At 74.8% G+C, this 14,557-nt stretch carries 13 protein-coding genes; 4 read left to right on the top strand and 9 right to left on the bottom strand.

From position 1 onward, the window contains the following. The first annotated feature begins 179 nt into the window (after nucleotides 1-179). Complete coding sequence (locus tag EV292_RS21865) at nucleotides 180-1,391, top strand: replication initiator protein A (RefSeq protein WP_132911392.1); 1,212 nt, start codon at nucleotides 180-182, stop codon at nucleotides 1,389-1,391. A 413-nt stretch (nucleotides 1,392-1,804) separates the two neighbouring features. Here EV292_RS21865 and EV292_RS21860 read toward each other — a convergent pair whose 3' ends face one another. The 7 genes from EV292_RS21860 to EV292_RS21830 form a co-directional block, all read right to left on the bottom strand. Next, nucleotides 1,805-2,734: a DNA/RNA non-specific endonuclease gene (locus EV292_RS21860; protein WP_132911391.1), complete on the bottom strand. Its 930-nt coding sequence runs from the start codon at nucleotides 2,732-2,734 to the stop codon at nucleotides 1,805-1,807. 229 nt (nucleotides 2,735-2,963) lie between these two features. After that, entirely contained in the window at nucleotides 2,964-3,806 is an 843-nt protein-coding gene (locus EV292_RS21855) for an RDD family protein (protein ID WP_243693916.1), read from the bottom strand. Next, nucleotides 3,793-4,812 (bottom strand): stage II sporulation protein M, encoded by a 1,020-nt coding sequence (locus EV292_RS21850; RefSeq protein ID WP_132911389.1) that lies wholly within the window; start codon nucleotides 4,810-4,812, stop codon nucleotides 3,793-3,795. Before EV292_RS21850 ends, EV292_RS21855 begins: the two co-directional genes overlap by 14 nt. After that, complete coding sequence (locus EV292_RS21845; RefSeq protein WP_132911388.1) at nucleotides 4,809-6,125, bottom strand: DUF58 domain-containing protein; 1,317 nt, start codon at nucleotides 6,123-6,125, stop codon at nucleotides 4,809-4,811. Before EV292_RS21845 ends, EV292_RS21850 begins: the two co-directional genes overlap by 4 nt. Next, a complete protein-coding gene (locus EV292_RS21840) occupies nucleotides 6,122-7,078 on the bottom strand; it encodes a MoxR family ATPase (protein WP_132911387.1) in 957 nt (318 codons plus the stop codon). Before EV292_RS21840 ends, EV292_RS21845 begins: the two co-directional genes overlap by 4 nt. After that, nucleotides 7,075-8,292, bottom strand: coding sequence for a hypothetical protein (locus EV292_RS21835; protein WP_243693915.1), 1,218 nt, complete (start codon nucleotides 8,290-8,292; stop codon nucleotides 7,075-7,077). Before EV292_RS21835 ends, EV292_RS21840 begins: the two co-directional genes overlap by 4 nt. Continuing rightward, nucleotides 8,289-9,008: a DUF4129 domain-containing protein gene (locus EV292_RS21830; RefSeq protein WP_243693914.1), complete on the bottom strand. Its 720-nt coding sequence runs from the start codon at nucleotides 9,006-9,008 to the stop codon at nucleotides 8,289-8,291. The genes EV292_RS21835 and EV292_RS21830 overlap by 4 nt, the downstream gene beginning before the upstream one ends. A gap of 641 nt (nucleotides 9,009-9,649) precedes the next feature. Here EV292_RS21830 and EV292_RS21825 point away from each other — a divergent pair. Further along, entirely contained in the window at nucleotides 9,650-10,423 is a 774-nt protein-coding gene (locus EV292_RS21825) for a hypothetical protein (RefSeq protein ID WP_132911384.1), read from the top strand. A 32-nt stretch (nucleotides 10,424-10,455) separates the two neighbouring features. Here EV292_RS21825 and EV292_RS21820 read toward each other — a convergent pair whose 3' ends face one another. Continuing rightward, a complete protein-coding gene (locus tag EV292_RS21820) occupies nucleotides 10,456-11,343 on the bottom strand; it encodes a LysR family transcriptional regulator (RefSeq protein WP_132911383.1) in 888 nt (295 codons plus the stop codon). A 96-nt stretch (nucleotides 11,344-11,439) separates the two neighbouring features. Here EV292_RS21820 and EV292_RS21815 point away from each other — a divergent pair, with 96 nt between their 5' ends. Next, the gene (locus tag EV292_RS21815; RefSeq protein WP_132911382.1) at nucleotides 11,440-12,438 is read left to right on the top strand and encodes an NAD-dependent epimerase/dehydratase family protein; all 999 of its coding nucleotides are present in this window, start codon (nucleotides 11,440-11,442) and stop codon (nucleotides 12,436-12,438) included. 244 nt (nucleotides 12,439-12,682) lie between these two features. Here the strand turns inward: EV292_RS21815 and EV292_RS21810 are convergent, their stop codons facing one another. Next, nucleotides 12,683-13,552, bottom strand: coding sequence for an oxidoreductase (locus EV292_RS21810; RefSeq protein ID WP_132911381.1), 870 nt, complete (start codon nucleotides 13,550-13,552; stop codon nucleotides 12,683-12,685). Between the two features lie 92 nt (nucleotides 13,553-13,644). On the opposite strand from EV292_RS21810, the gene EV292_RS21805 reads away from it, so the two are divergent. Then, a complete protein-coding gene (locus EV292_RS21805; RefSeq protein WP_132911380.1) occupies nucleotides 13,645-14,547 on the top strand; it encodes a LysR substrate-binding domain-containing protein in 903 nt (300 codons plus the stop codon). The last annotated feature ends 10 nt before the right edge of the window (nucleotides 14,548-14,557 follow it).

Raw genomic sequence — 14,557 nt, 5'->3', positions numbered from 1 at the left:
TTCGTCGCCCCCCTTCCCCGGCCCCCGTCCGATCAACCGTGCGCGCCCCCGGACGTGTGCGCCCACCGCCACATCGCGTCCCTTCACCGGCGCGCCACCAGCCGCTACCTCGTCGCCATACCGCGTTTCCCCGGGGAAACGACTGTCCCCCTCCTCCCGACCAACCGAGAGCCCGACGCATGAGCCAGGCGCGCCGCCAGCCGGCCACCGACCAGTTCGAGCTGTTCCTCCCCTATCTCGCCGATCTGCCGCTGCGCGATCAGCGCGAGATGATGGAGCGCCCCTTCTTCAGCCTCGCCAAGTCGAAGCGGGTCAAGCCGATCGACTATCGCTCCCCCGACGGCAAATTGTGGGTCAATGTCTCGGCCAATCCCGCTTATGGCATGGCGACGATCTGGGACGCCGATATCCTGATCTACTGCGCCTCGGTGCTCGCCGACATGGCGCGCCGCGGGGTCAACGACGTGCCGCGCACGCTCCATCTCATGCCCTATGACCTGCTCCGCGCGATCGGGCGCGAGCCGACCGGGCGCGCCTATGAGCTGCTCGGCCAGGCACTCGATCGCCTCGTCGCGACCACGGTCAAGACCAATATCCGCGCCGAGAACCGCCGTGAGGCGACGTTCAGCTGGCTCGACGGCTGGACGCAATTGGTCGACGAGCGCACCGAACGCTCGCGCGGGATGACGCTCGAACTCTCCAATTGGTTCTGGGAGGGGGTGATGATGACGGGCGGCGTGCTCTCGATCGACCGCGCCTATTTCGACATCACCGGCGGGCGCGAGCGCTGGCTGTACAAGGTAGCGCGCAAGCACGCCGGGGGCGCGGGCGAGCCCGGCTTCGCCATCGCGCTGCCGACGCTCTTCGAGAAATCGGGGGCGGAGGGCGTCTACCGCCGCTTCAAGTTCGAGATCGCCAAGATCGCCGAGCGCGACGAATTGCCCGGCTATGCGCTGACGATCGAGCAGGACGGCAAGGGGCGCGAGCCGCTGCTGCGGATGCGCCGCCGCGCCGCGCCCAGTGCGCGCGCGTCCGCCGGCGAGGGCGGGGCAGGGGAGCCGATCCCCGCGCCCGCGCCCGCGCCCCCGGCCGCGCGCGCCCCGGCCGCCGCCACCCCCTCGCCCCCGGCCGAGCCGCTGGTCGACGCCGCGGCGCTGGTCCGGCGCAGCGTGGCGGGCCTGGCCGGGCGCGCGCAGCTCGGCGACATCAGCGAGGCGACGCTCGCCACGCTGCGGCAGGAATGCCCGGGCTGGGATTATCAGACGCTCCACGCGGAGTTCCGCGGCTGGATCGACGCCGATCCGGCGCGCACCCCGGTCAATTACCAGGCGGCGTTCATCGGCTATGTCCGCCGGTTCCACGCCAAGAACCGCCACACGCTCGGCCGCTGATGCGCCGCGCGTTCCCGAAGTATCGCTAGGCCGAAGGTCGGCTCGCACGCACGCCGACGCGCCGTCGCGGGATTGAACGAGCCCGGCGGTCCGTCTCGACGAAAGGATTCAGATCGCGCCGCCCCTCACCCCGACGACCCGACGCATCGACACTTCGGGAACGGTCTGGAGCACCGCGTCGACACAACGGGAACGCTCCGGCGATACATCGGGAACGCGCGTCTCGATATATCAGGAACGATCCGACGATATTTCGGGAACGACGACCAGAGCGCGACTCGCGCGATTCCGCCGCGCCGGGCGCATCGCCGCGCCGCTTAACCTCTTAACCTCTCTTCTAACCCTCTAACCCGAGGGGATGGTGAGAGGCATGAGGGAGGAGGGGTTCGCGGCGGAGCGGCGGCGCTGCGATCTCAGACGCGAATGTCCGCGGCGCCGCGGATCCAGCGCTCGACCGGGGCGCCGGTCGCCGCCTCCTCGTTGGAGAATCCGTCGCGCAGCACCAGCGCGCCGAAATCGAGCCCGGTGGCGCGCTCCACCGCTGCCAGCGAGCGCTGATAGGTGCGGTACGGCCCGAACAGCAGTTCGACGCGCGCGAGATCGACGGGATGGTCGACCATATAAGCGGTCGCCGACGGGGTGCCGTCGTCGTGGACGAAGGCGATCACCTTCCAATAAGCGAGCGGGATGGCGGCGCCGCGATAGACCGGATCGTCGTCGCGAAAGACCGGGCCGGTGAACACGCTCGCGCGCTCGCGCCAGCGCCGCGTGTTGCCGAGCACGAGATCCTCCAGCCCGAGCCACAGCCGCTGGTTGAAGGCGGCGAGCTGGGGCGCGCAATTGGTGAAATGGAAGGTGTCGGCATTGGCCTGGGCGGCGCGATCGCCCCAATTGGGATCCTCGCGGCGGACGAGATGGCCCCGGTCGAAGTCATTGTCGGCATAGAGCGCCTCGCCGAACTGCGCCTCGGCGGGGATGCGGCCGTCGAGCGCCCAGCGATCCTCGCCGCGCGGCACGGCGACGCTCGCCGCACCGTCGAGATTGACCGCGGTGAACAGCGCCAGCCGCCGCGCGCGCGACATCGTCACGGTGAAATGCGTATAGTCGAGCCGCCCGTCATCGCGCCCCGGCACCGCGAGCACGTCGTCGATCCGGGCGCCGGGGGAGGGGAGGGCGACCGTGAAGTCGCCGAGATGCGCCGCGTCATAGCCGCGCCGGTCGGCGAGCCGCTCGGCGGGCGTGACCCGCGCGCGCGCCGGCGCGAGCGAGGCGGGCGCCGGGGCGGGGGGCACGAGCGCGCGCAGATCGGCGAGACGCGGGCGGTAGCTGGTCGGCACGGTCATTCTCCTCTCGCAACGATATCATGACCCGTTCTGGCGACGTTCGATGACGCGACGACGACGTAGCCAGCAGCGACAGCGCGCACCGCGTCGTCACGCCGCCCGCTGCCGGTAAGTGCTCCTGCGGAAGCAGGAGCCCAGAGCCACGCGCGTGACGCCTGCCACGCTGGGCTCCTGCTTGCGGAGGAGCACCGTCCCACCGGGCGCTGATGCGAGCCCGCCGGCCCGAAGCTCAGCGCCGTGCGCGCTGCCATTTGTCGGCGACTCCGCGGCCGAGCATCCGGCGCCGCTCCAGCCGCGCGCACAGCGCGCCATAATAGTCGCTGAGGAAGCCGAGATCGTCGCCGTCGTCCGCCAGCCCCGCCTTGGCGCGGATCGACCCCGCCACCACCGCCAGGCTCGCCGGCTGTGCCGCGCGCAGCACGTCCTCCAGCGCGCGCAGCTCATATTCGCCGTACAGGTCGAGCGCGGCCTCGCCGAACTGGCGGTGCGCCGGGGCGGCGCCGAGGTCGCTGCCGAGCGGCCGGCGCTCGTCGCGCACCACCCAGGTGCCCGCGATCACGTCGCCGAGCCGCAGCCGGTCGCGGTTGAACAGAGGGAACAGCAGGAACAGCGCGGTCCAGCCGAGCGCGGCGATCGCGAACACCGCGTCGGAGCGGCTCGGGCCGTCCAGCGCCAGGAAGGTGAGGGGGAGGAACACCTCGACCTCGCGCACCGCGTTGCGCGCCACGATCGCGCTGGCGCTCAGCCGCGCGCCGTCGCGCGCGATCACGCGCAGCCCCAGCGCGCGCTTGCCCGGCGTCGCGCCGCGCGCGCCCAGTTCGAACAGGATGAACCAGCCGTTGCGCAGCACGAAGGCGCCGAGCAGCCACAGCACCAGCACCGCCTCGCCCGCGGGCGCGTCGCCCGAGAGGAAGCCGAGCGCGATCGTCGCCGCCACCAGCACGACCAGCAGCAGCAGCACGTCGAGACAATAAGCCGCCGCGCGCGCCGCCGCGCCGCCGAGCGCGAGGTGCAGCGCGACCCCCTCGGGGGTGACCAGCCGGCGGTCGAGCCCGCGGTCAGCGCGCGCCATCATGCCCCCGCGGCAGATAGAAATAGGCGAGCCACGCCACCAGCATCGCCGCGCCGATCGCGGCGCGCGCGAGGCCGTCGTCGACCGTCTGGCGCCCGATCCCCTCGAGCAGCCCGGCGACCACCAGCATCACCACCGCGCCCGCCATCACGATCGCGCCGCCGCGCCCCGCGTCGAGCGCGGCGTCGCCGCGCGCCAGCCGCCCGGGGAAGGCGAGCGCCAGCCCGACGCGGAAGCCCGCCGCCCCCGCGAGCATCACCGCGAACAGCTCGGTGGTGCCGTGGATCGCGAGCCATTGCGCGAAATCCAGCCCAACGCCCTTGCCCGCGAACACCGCGACCATCGCCCCCAGCGACAGACCGTTGAAGGCGAGCAGCAGCGCGGTCGGCACCCCGAAGGCGATCCCCAGCGCGAAGGAGAAGATCGCGATCTGGGCATTGTGGGTGAACAGAAAGGTGGCGAAGGTGACCAGCCTGCCCTCGCCGCCGCGGCCGTGGAGCGTGGCGCGCAGCGCGTCCGCGCTCGCCGCGGGGTCGCGCCCGCCCGCCATGTCCTCGCCGACGATGGCGTAGAACCAGCCCGGCTCGCCGCGCACCAGCAGATAGCCCGCGACCGCGGCGGCGAGCGTCAGCAGCAGCGCGGCGAGCGTCTCGCGCCACATCGCGCGCACCGCGGCGGGCCAGTCGTGGCGGAAGAAGCCCAGCAGCTGCCGCCCGATCGGCTCGGACACGCCGTAGAGCTGGAAATAGGCGCGGGTACACAATTGATCGAGATAGGCGACGAGCTGGCGGTCGAGCGAGGTGGCGCGGGCCGAGGCGAGCGACGAGAGCGCGGTGCGGTACAGCAGCGGCAGCGCGAGCAGCTCGTCGTCGTCGAGCGCACGCACCGAGCGCTTCTCGGCGCGTGCGAGCAGCGCGTCGAGCCGCACCCAATCGGCCTCGTGCGCGGCGCGGAAGCGGCTGCCCGCGGCGCCGGCGCGCGGGGTGGGGGGAGGGGGCGCGCTCACAGCAGGTGCCGCCGCTTGAGATCGACATAGGCCGCGACCAGCCGCTCGCCCACCGCCGCGTGCGGCGCCTCGACGACATGCGCGCCGAGGTGGCGCAGCCGGGTGAGCACCAGCAGACGGTCGCGCAACAGCCCCGCCGCGGTCACCGCGCGGGTGACGTCGGCCGCCTCCGCGGGGGCGCGCGCGAGGATCGCCTCCAGCTCGGCGTCGCGCAGCACCACGATCAGCAGCAGGTGGCGCTGCACCAGCCGCGTCGCGGCGCGCACCAGCGCCTCGGCCGCGACCAGGTCGATCACCTCGGTGAACAGCACCACGGTGGAGCGCCGCGTCAGCCGCCCCGACAGATCGGACAGCGCGTGGACGTAATTGCTCTCCGCGCCGCTATAGTCGATCGCGGCGGCGCGGTGCTGCAGCGTGGCGAAGGCGCGCGCGCCGCCGACGAAGCCGGTCGACAGCCGCGGCCGCTCGTCGAACGCCTCCAGCGCGACGCGGTCGCCGAGCTTGAGCGCGACCCAGGCGGCGAGCAGCGCCGCGGTGACCGCGCGGTCGACCCGCGGCACGCCGTCCACCGGCTCGCTCATCTGGCGCGCGGTGTCGATCGCGAAGACGATCTGGCTGTTGCGCTCGGGGCGCATGTCCCTGGCGTGGAGCCGGACGTGGCGCGCCGACTGTTTCCAGTCGATCGTGCGCCGGTCCATGCCCGCACGGAACTCGACCAGCGCCTCGAACTCGCTGCCGTCGCCGCGGTCGGGCTGCGCCAGCATGCCGTCATAGGCGAGGCGGCGCAGCAGCGCGGCGCCGCGCTGTTCCACCGGCCGGATGTCGGGCAGGATCGGCAGGCTCTGGTCGAGCGCGCGCGCGCGCTGGTGCCACACCAGGCCGAACGGTCCGCGCCAGCGCAGCCACAGGGTGGCGGGCCGCGCGGTGCCGCGCCGCAGCGTCGTCACCGTCAGCGTCGCGCCACCCGCTCCCGCCGCCAGCGCGACGGCGCAGCGCCCGTCGTCCGCGACCGCGAGCAGCGGGTCGGCGGCGAGCGCCACCTCGGCGGCGCGCGGGGGCGGCGCGCGGCGCGGCGCGATCCGCACCGTCACCGCCAGCGGCACCGCGGCGCCGACCGGGGCGCTGCGCGGCAGCGCGATCGTCGCGGTGGCGCGATGCCGCCCGCGCCAGGCGTCGAGCGCGACCAGCAGCAGCACCGCGGCGGGCCAGGCGAGCCCGGCATACCAGCGCGCGGGCAGCAGCACCGCGACCAGCAGCGCGGGCGGCGCCCCCGCGGCGGCGAGCACCACCGCGGCACGCGCGGGATAGATCACCGCGGCGCCTCGATCGCGGCGACGATCGCGGCGACCACGTCCTCGACGCGCTGCCCCTCGATCTCGGCGGCGGGGGAGAGCGTCAGCCGGTGGCGCAGCAGCGCGGGGGCGAGCGCCTTGACGTCGTCGGGCAGGACGAAGTCGCGCGCGTCGATCGCGGCGCGCGCGCGCGCGGCGCCCGCCAGCATCGCCCCCGCGCGCGGCGAGGCGCCGCCCTGCAGGTCGGCATGGTCGCGCGTCGCGCGCACCAGCGCGGTGATATAATCCACCACCTCCTCGACCAGCCGCACCTGCGCCACCGCCGCGACCGCGGCGCCGATCGCGGCGGCGTCGGCGCAGGTGGCGACGCCCCAGGTCTCGGGCACCATCGCGCCGTCGCGCGCGCCATGGGTCGCGACGATGCGGCGCTCTTCCTCGGCGCTGGGATAGCCGACCAGCTGCTTGAACAGGAAACGGTCGAGCTGCGCCTCGGGCAGCGGGTAGACGCCCTGCTGCTCGATCGGGTTCTGCGTCGCGATCACGGTGAAGCGCGGGCCGAGCGGCAGGCTCTGGCCGTCGATCGTGACGGTGCGCTCCTGCATCGCCTCGAGCAGCGCGGCCTGGGTCTTGGGTGGGGTGCGGTTGATCTCGTCGGCGAGCAGCAGGTCGGTGAAGATCGGCCCGCGCGTCAGCGTGAAGCTGGAGGTCTGGAAATTGAACAGATTGGCGCCGATGACGTCGCCGGGCATCAGGTCGGGGGTGAATTGGATGCGCCCGAAGGCCAGCCCGGTGGCGCGGGCGAAGCTGTGCGCCACCAACGTCTTGGCGGTGCCCGGCGGGCCTTCGAGCAGGATATGCCCGCCCGCGAACAGCGCCACCAGCACCAGCTCCACCGTGTCGGCCTGGCCGACCACCGCGCGCGCCACCTCGCGGCGGATCGCCGCCGCCAGCGCGGCCACCTCGTCGATCGTCACTTCCTGTCCCCCATCCAGTCGTGCAGCGCGCGCGCGGCGCGCGTCAGCTCGCGTGTGTCCTGTGCCGCGCTCACCGCCTCGGCCAGCGCGGTGAAGCGCGCGCCGCGGTCGAGCCGGTCGAGATAGGCGTCGAGCGCGGCGCCGCTCGTCCCCGCGGGCGCGGCGAAGGCACGCGCCGCCGCCTCGCGCATCACCTCGACGTAGCGCTGCCCCAGCCGCGCCTCGCGCCCGGCCGTGCGCACCAGCGCGGCGGTCTGGTCGACCAGCGCGGCCTTGCCCAGCGCCAGCGCGCGCGGGCGCGGCCGCGGGCTGCCGAAGCGCGTCACCGTGCCCAGCGCGGCGAGCAGCAGCGCGGCGAGTAACGTCAGCGTCAGCGCGACGAAGGGCGGCTCGACGATCAGCTGGAGCGGGTTGGCGCGCGCGCCCAGCCCGTTGAGCGTGACGTCGAACGCCATCCCCTGCGCCTGGTTGGAGTTCATCCAGTCGAGCAGCGCCAGCGCCGCCGCGGCGCCGCGCCGGTCGCGCATCGCGCGATTGTCGAGCAGGTCGGGGTCGGCGAGCACGTAGAGCGGCCGGTCGGCGAAGCGCCCGAGCACGATGTCGCCGCGCTCGTCGACCAGGACCGGCTCGAGCGCACCGAACGCGCTGCGCCGCACGGTCGGTCGGATCGCCTGGAGCGGGCGCGGCGCGGCGAGGCGCAGCGCGCTGAGCGTCGGCTCGACCGCGCGCAGCGGGCGCCCGCCGCTGGCGCGCTGGACGATCGGCAGGTCCGCGGCGGGGGCGAGCACGTCATGCGCCTCGTCGCGCGGCAGCAGCCCGGCGACGCGGACCCAGCCCGGGCGGTCGGGATCGGCGAGCGTGCGCCATTTCGGCAGGACCAGCAGCGTCGGCAGCTGCTGGCGCCGCGCGGTCACCGACGCGACCGGCACCGCGCCGCGCGGCGGGGTGGCGATCACCAGATCCTCGGTGTCGAGCAGGCGGACGTCGCGCACCACGCGCGGGTGGCGCCCGGTCGCCTCGGCGAGGCGCATCACCCCGGAGAAGCCGGTGACCGCGTCGGACAGCGCGTGCGTCCCCGCGCTGCCGCGCCCGCGCGACGACGGCGCCGCCGCGCCGAGCACCAGTGTCGCGACGAAGCCGGCGATGCCGAGCGCGAGCAGGATCGCGACCGTGACGGGGGAGAGCAGCCGCCCCGCGGCGGCGTCGCGGCTCACGCGCGCCACGCCGCGGGCAGCGCCAGATCGGCGTAATCGGCGCGCGCGACCTCCCAGTCGGCGCGGTCGACCGCGGCGCCGCCGAACAGGCTGCGCTCGACCAGCCGCGCGATCGCGGCGAACCGGTCGCGCGCGCGCGGCGGCAGCACCGGCGCGGCGGCGAGCTCGCGCGCGGTCAGCGCGGGCTGGACCAGGCCGGGGCGCCGCCGCGCGAGATCCTCGACCGAGCGGAACAGCAGCAGGTGCGCCGCCTCGGCGTAGCGCCCCGCCGCGGCGAGCGCGTCGGCCTCGCGCAGCCAGGCGCGCACCGGGGCGGCGTCGAACAGCGGCGCTGTCTCCTCGTCGAGCGCCGGCGCCGCGACCGCGCGGCGCCGCCAGCGCGGCCAGCGCCACACGCCGTAGCGCAGCCGCTCCACCACCGCCCAGGCGATCGCGAGCAGCAGCGCGCCGACGACGCCCCACAACAGCATCTTGGCATAAGGCCAGTCGGGCAGCCACGCGCCGAGCCGCGCCAGCGCGCGCCCGATCGCGCGCGCGCCGCCGTCGATCCACTCGGCCAGCGCGCGCAGCCACGCCGGGGTGGGCGGCGGCGGGGTGGGGCGGACCAGGTCGAACTGGACGCTGCCGTCGGCGCGCAGCGCGCGCTGCGCCGCGACGAAGTCGGGCGTGGCGAGCACGCGCGCGGCGCCGCCGTCCCTGATCGTCGCTGCCGCCACTCGCCCCCCGCTGCGTCCCCCACCGAGCTTATAAGAAGAAATCGGCGAGGCAATCGGGTGCGGTGGCGCGCGCGACGAATTGCCTCGCGGCGCGTGGGCGGTGGGGGGGCCGGCGCTGAAGGGCGCGTGCGCCTCCGGTCGCTGGTCGCTCCCGCGGCAACGCGAGGGGAGGGGAGAGACCGCGTCCTCTTTCTCGCTCCTCACCGTCATCCCGGGCTCGGCCCGGGATCCATGGTGCCGCGAGAGCCGCCGGCGACGCTCTTGCGGAGGGATGGATCCCGGCGCGAGGCCGGGATGACGGGTGGGGTCAGCGGCTTCCGCGACGACAAAGCTTTCTGGGTGCTGATCCATGAGTCCCGGGTCGAACCCGGATGACGGAGCTGGTCCGCGGGCGCGAGGATGTAGCCCGGCGATGACGCGGCCGCGCTGATCGTGCCGACGCTGGTGGCGCCGTGCGCGCGCGCGCCGCGGGGGACGCTGTATGCCGCGCTCCACGAGGCGCGCCGCGCGGCTCGCCGCGCTGTTCGCCTGACCCGATGCGGCGAGGGATCGCCACCGAACCCGGTGGTAACGACGATTCCGGCTGGACTTTGCCCCATCGCTGCGCCGTGATGCGGCCGGAGCACGTAAGGGGGGACGAGATGGCGAGCGTGGCGGGGGAACAGGAAACGGCGTCGTTCAGCATCGGCGCGGCGATGAGCGACACGATCGCGACGGTGCGCGCCGCGCCCGCCTTGTTCTTCGGGACCAGCTTCCTGCTGGGGGCGCTCCCCGCGCTGCTGCTGCGATGGTTCCTGGCGTCCGCCGCCACGGTCGCGACGGGCGCGCCGATCCTGCTGGCGATCGTCGTCTATGTGCTGTGGATGCTCTGCTACATGGCGGCGCAGGCGGTGCTGCTGCGCGCCACGGTGGACCGCCTCGACGGCGCGCACCAGCCGCTGGGCGCGACGGTGCGCGCCGCGCTGCCGGCGGTGCTGCCGCTGGTCGCGGTGTCGCTGATCTACTGGTTCGCCGTGTCACTCGGGCTGGTCGCGCTGATCGTGCCCGGCGTGTTCGTCGCGCTGATCTGGTCGGTCGCCGCGCCCGCGGTGGTGGCGGAGGGCAGCGGGCCGATCGCCGCGCTGTCGCGCAGCCGCGCGCTGACCCGCGGCGCGCGCGGCCAGATCGCCGGGCTGTTCCTGCTGGTGATCGCGATCTACGCGGTGGCCTATGCGCTGGCGGGCGTGGTCAACGTGCTGGTGCTGGGGCTGCCCGCGGTCGATACCGGCCAGGGCGTGGCGGGGGCGCTGACCTCGGTGGTGCTGCAGGTGGTGCTGCTGCCGCTGTGGATCGCGATCCAGGGCGTGGTCTATGTCGCGCTGCGCGAGGCCAAGCACGGCCCCGCGGGCGAGCGGCTCGCCGACATCTTCGCCTGAGCCGGGCGGGGCACGGCGACGCGGGGCGCGGCTCAGCCCGCCCGCGCCGCCAGCCCGTCGGCGAGCGCGTCGAACACCGCGCGGCAGCGCGCCAGATCGCGCAGATCCTCGTGCATCACCACCCACATCGGCAGGTCGAGCGCGAACAGGTCGGGCAGCAGCCGCACCAGCGCCGGGTCGCGCGCCGCCAGCACGGTCTGGCAGATACCGATCCCGTACCCCGCCTGGATCGCCGCCATCTGCGCGGCGTCGCTGTCGGTGCGCAGCGCGAAGCCGGCGCGGTCGATCCCCGGCAGATGGCGCATCGCGGCGCGGATGAACTCGGTCTCGGTATCGAAGCCGATCAGGTCGTGCGCGGCGAGATCGGCCCAACCGGCCGGGGTGCCGCGCCGCGCGATATAGTCGCGCCGCGCGTGGAAGCCGAGCGTCACCGCGCCGACACGCCGCGCCACCAGCGCCTGCTGCGCCGGCGCGACCATCCGCACCGCGACATCGGCGCGGCGCTGGAGCAGGTCGTCGACCGTGTCGGTCAGCGCCAGCTCGATCACCAGCCGCGGGTGCGCGCGGCGCAGCGCGGCGAGGATCGCGGGCAAATGGAGGATGCCGACCGCATGGCTGGCGCTGACGCGCACCACGCCCTCGGGCCGGTCGGGCGCGCCGCTGCCCGCGCGGCGCAGCGCGGTCGCGGCGGCGACCAGCGCCTCGGCGTGCGGGCGCAGCGCGAGCGCGCGGTCGGTCGGCGACAGGCCGCGCGGCGAGCGGACGAACAGCGCGCCCCCGACCGCCTGCTCCAGCGCGGCGACATGGCGCGCGACGCTCGGCTGGGTCAGCCCCAGCGCGCGCGCCGCCCCCGACAGCGAGCGCGCCTCCAGCACCGCCGCGAAGCTGCGATAGACGTCCCAGCTCGGTCCCGTGTTCATCGATAACCGTATAGCCGATCCACGGATCTCCGCAATTTCCGTGTAGCCCCGCGCGCGCCACCTTGTCGCGGTGACGATGCAGGACAGGAGGCGATGATGGGTGAACGACAGGCCCTGGTGCTCGGCGCGACCGGCGGGATCGGCGGCGCCACCGCGCGGCGGCTGCTCGACGGCGGCTGGCGCGTCCGCGCGCTGACGCGCGGGGCCGGCGAGGGGATCGACCCGCGCTGCGAGATCGTGCGCGGCGACGCGCGCGACGCCGACGCGGTGGTCGCCGCGGCGGCCGGGGCGGAGGCGATCCTCCACGCGGTCAACCCGCCGGGCTATCGCGACTGGGCGGGGCAGGTGCTGCCGATGCTCGACGCCACGCTCGCCGCGGCGCGCGCGACCGGCGCGCGCGTGGTGCTGCCGGGGACGGTCTACAATTACGGGCCGGACGCCTTCCCGCTGATCGACGAGGACGCGCCGCAGCGCCCGGTGACGCGCAAGGGCGCGATCCGGGTCGAGCTGGAGCGGCGGCTCGCGGCGCTGGCGGCGAGCGGCGCGGCGCCGGTGCTGATCGTGCGCGCGGGCGACTTCTTCGGGCCTGGCGCGGCCAACAATTGGTTCGCGCAGGGGCTGGTGACGCCGGGCGCGCGGCCGCGCGTGGTGCGCCAGCCGGGGCGCCGCGGGGTGGGGCATCAATGGGCCTATCTGCCCGACGTGGCGGAGACGATCGCGCGGCTGCTCGACCGGCCCGCGCTGCCCGCCTTCGCGCGCTTCCACCTCGACGGCCAGTGGGACGAGGACGGGCGGCGGATGGTGGAGGCGATCGTGCGCGCGCTGGGCGACCCGACCGTACCGATCCGCCGGCTCGCCTGGTGGCAGCTGCGGCTCGCCGCTCTGGTGGCGACCACCCCGCGCGAGCTGATGGAGATGCGCTATCTCTGGCGCCGCCCGGTGCGGCTGGGCAACGCGCGGCTGGTGGCCGAGCTGGGCGCGGAGCCGCACACCCCGCTCGACGCCGCGGTGCGCGCGACGCTGGCGAGCCTCGGCTGCCTCGTCCCGGCAGCGCCGGCGCGCGCGCCCGGCGAGGCGGCACCGGCGCTGGCGTGAGGGGAGGGGGGTGTCGGTGCCCAACCGGCGCCCCACCCGTCATCCCGGGCTCGACCCGGGATCCATGGCGCCGCAAGACCCAAGAGCGCTGCTCTCGCGGCACCATGGATCCCGGCGCCAGGCCGGGATGACGGGTGGGGCGCACCGCTTCCGCGACCATGGTCATCCTGGGCGGGGTGGGACGACGCCGCATGTCGCGTCGTGCCCGCGGTGACCGGGGCGCGCGCGACCGCCGGGGAGCGGCTCAGGCGCCCCCGCGCCCGATCGTGTCGAGCGCCGCCATCGCCGCCGCGTCGAGCACCACCGCCGCGGCGGCGAGATTCTCGTGCAGGTGCGTGACCGAGGAGGTGCCCGGGATCAGCAGGATGTTGGGCGACCGCCGCAGCAGCCAGGCGAGCGCCACCTGCATCGCGGTCGCGCCCACCGCCGCCGCGACGCGGTCGAGCGTCGCCGACTGGAGCGGGTCGAACCCGCCGAGCGGGAAGAAGGGGACATAAGCGATCCCGTCCGCCGCCAGCGCGTCGATCAGCGCGTCGTCCTCGCGATGCGCCAGATTGTACAGGTTCTGGACGCAGACCAGCGGCGCGATCGCGCGCGCCTCGGCGACCTGCGCCGCGGTCGCGTTGCTGATGCCGAGATGCCGGATCAGCCCCTCCGCCTGCAATTCCGCCAGCGCGCCATAGCCCGCGGCGATCGACCCCTCGCTGCGGCCGTGGCCGCCGTCGTGGACGCGGAAATTGACCAGGCCGAGCCGCTCCAGCCCGAGGTGGCGCAGATTGTCCTGTACCGCCGCGCGCAGCGACGCCGGATCCTGCGCCGGGTCCCACGACCCCTCCGGCCCGCGCACCGCGCCGACCTTGGTGACGATCGTCAGCGTCGCGGGATAGGGCGCCAGCGCCTCGCGGATCAGCTGGTTGGTGACGTGCGGGCCGTAGAAGTCGCTGGTGTCGACATGGTCCACCCCGGCGGCCAGCGCGGCGCGCAGCACCGCCAGCGCGGCGGCGCGGTCGCGCGGCGGGCCGAACACGCCCGGCCCGGCGAGCTGCATCGCGCCATAGCCGAGCCGCTTCACCCGGCGGTCGCCGAGCATATAGGTCAGGTCGATCGGGGGCATCATCGTCTCCTTGTCACTGGACAGGAGATAGCGCTGGTCCATTGTCGCGATTAGCCGGGGCAATCGGCACGGCCTGTACGGGAGAGCGAACGATGTCGGCGGACCTGGCCGATCTGGCGGCCTTTGTCGCGGTGGCGCGCGCGCGCGGCTTCCGCGAGGCCGCGCGCGCGACGCGGCAGAGCGCCTCGGCGCTGAGCGACGCGGTGCGCCGCGTCGAGGCGCGGCTCGGGCTGCGGCTGCTCCACCGCACCACGCGCAGCGTCGCGCCGACCGAGGCGGGGGCGCGGCTGCTCGAGCGGCTCGCGCCCGCGCTCGACTCGGTCGACGCCGCGCTCGGATCGGTCGACGCGCTGCGCGACGGGCCGGCGGGGACGCTGCGGCTCAACGTCCCGGTCAGCGCGGCGCGGCTGGTGCTGCCCGCGATCCTGCCCGGCTTCCTCGCGGCCTATCCCGAGGTGCGCGTCGAGGTCGACGCCGAGGATGCGTTCGTCGACATGCTCGCCTCGGGCGCGGACGCGGGCATCCGCTACGACGAGCGGCTCGAACAGGACATGATCGCGCTGCCGATCGGCCCGCGCGAGCAGCGCTTCGCCGCCGCGGCCGCGCCCGCCTATCTCGATCGCCGCGGCCGGCCGGCGCATCCGCGCGCGCTGCTCGACCATCAATGCGTGCTCGGGCGCTTCAGCAGCGGCGCGCTGACCAGCCCGTGGGAGTTCGAGCGCGACGGCGAGACGGTGCGGGTCGAGCCGAGCGCGCGGCTGGTCGCGCGCGTCGCGGGCGCGGCCGATCTGCTGGTCGACGCCGCGGTGGCGGGGAGCGGGATCGTCTATCTGTTCGAGCAATGGCTCGCGCCGCATCTGGCGAGCGGGGCGCTGGAGCCGGTGCTGGCCGACTGGTGGCCGCGCTTCCCGGGGCCGTTCCTCTATTATTCGAGCCGTCGGCTGGTGCCCCCGCCGCTGCGCGCCTTCGTCGATCACGTCCGCGCGCTCGGCTGAGGCGCCGCGC

This window comes from Sphingomonas sp. BK235 (assembly GCF_004345855.1).
Lineage (GTDB): Bacteria > Pseudomonadota > Alphaproteobacteria > Sphingomonadales > Sphingomonadaceae > Sphingomonas.
The sequence above is the reverse complement of the archived record's forward strand: the minus strand, read 5'-3'. Positions and strand labels throughout refer to the sequence as shown.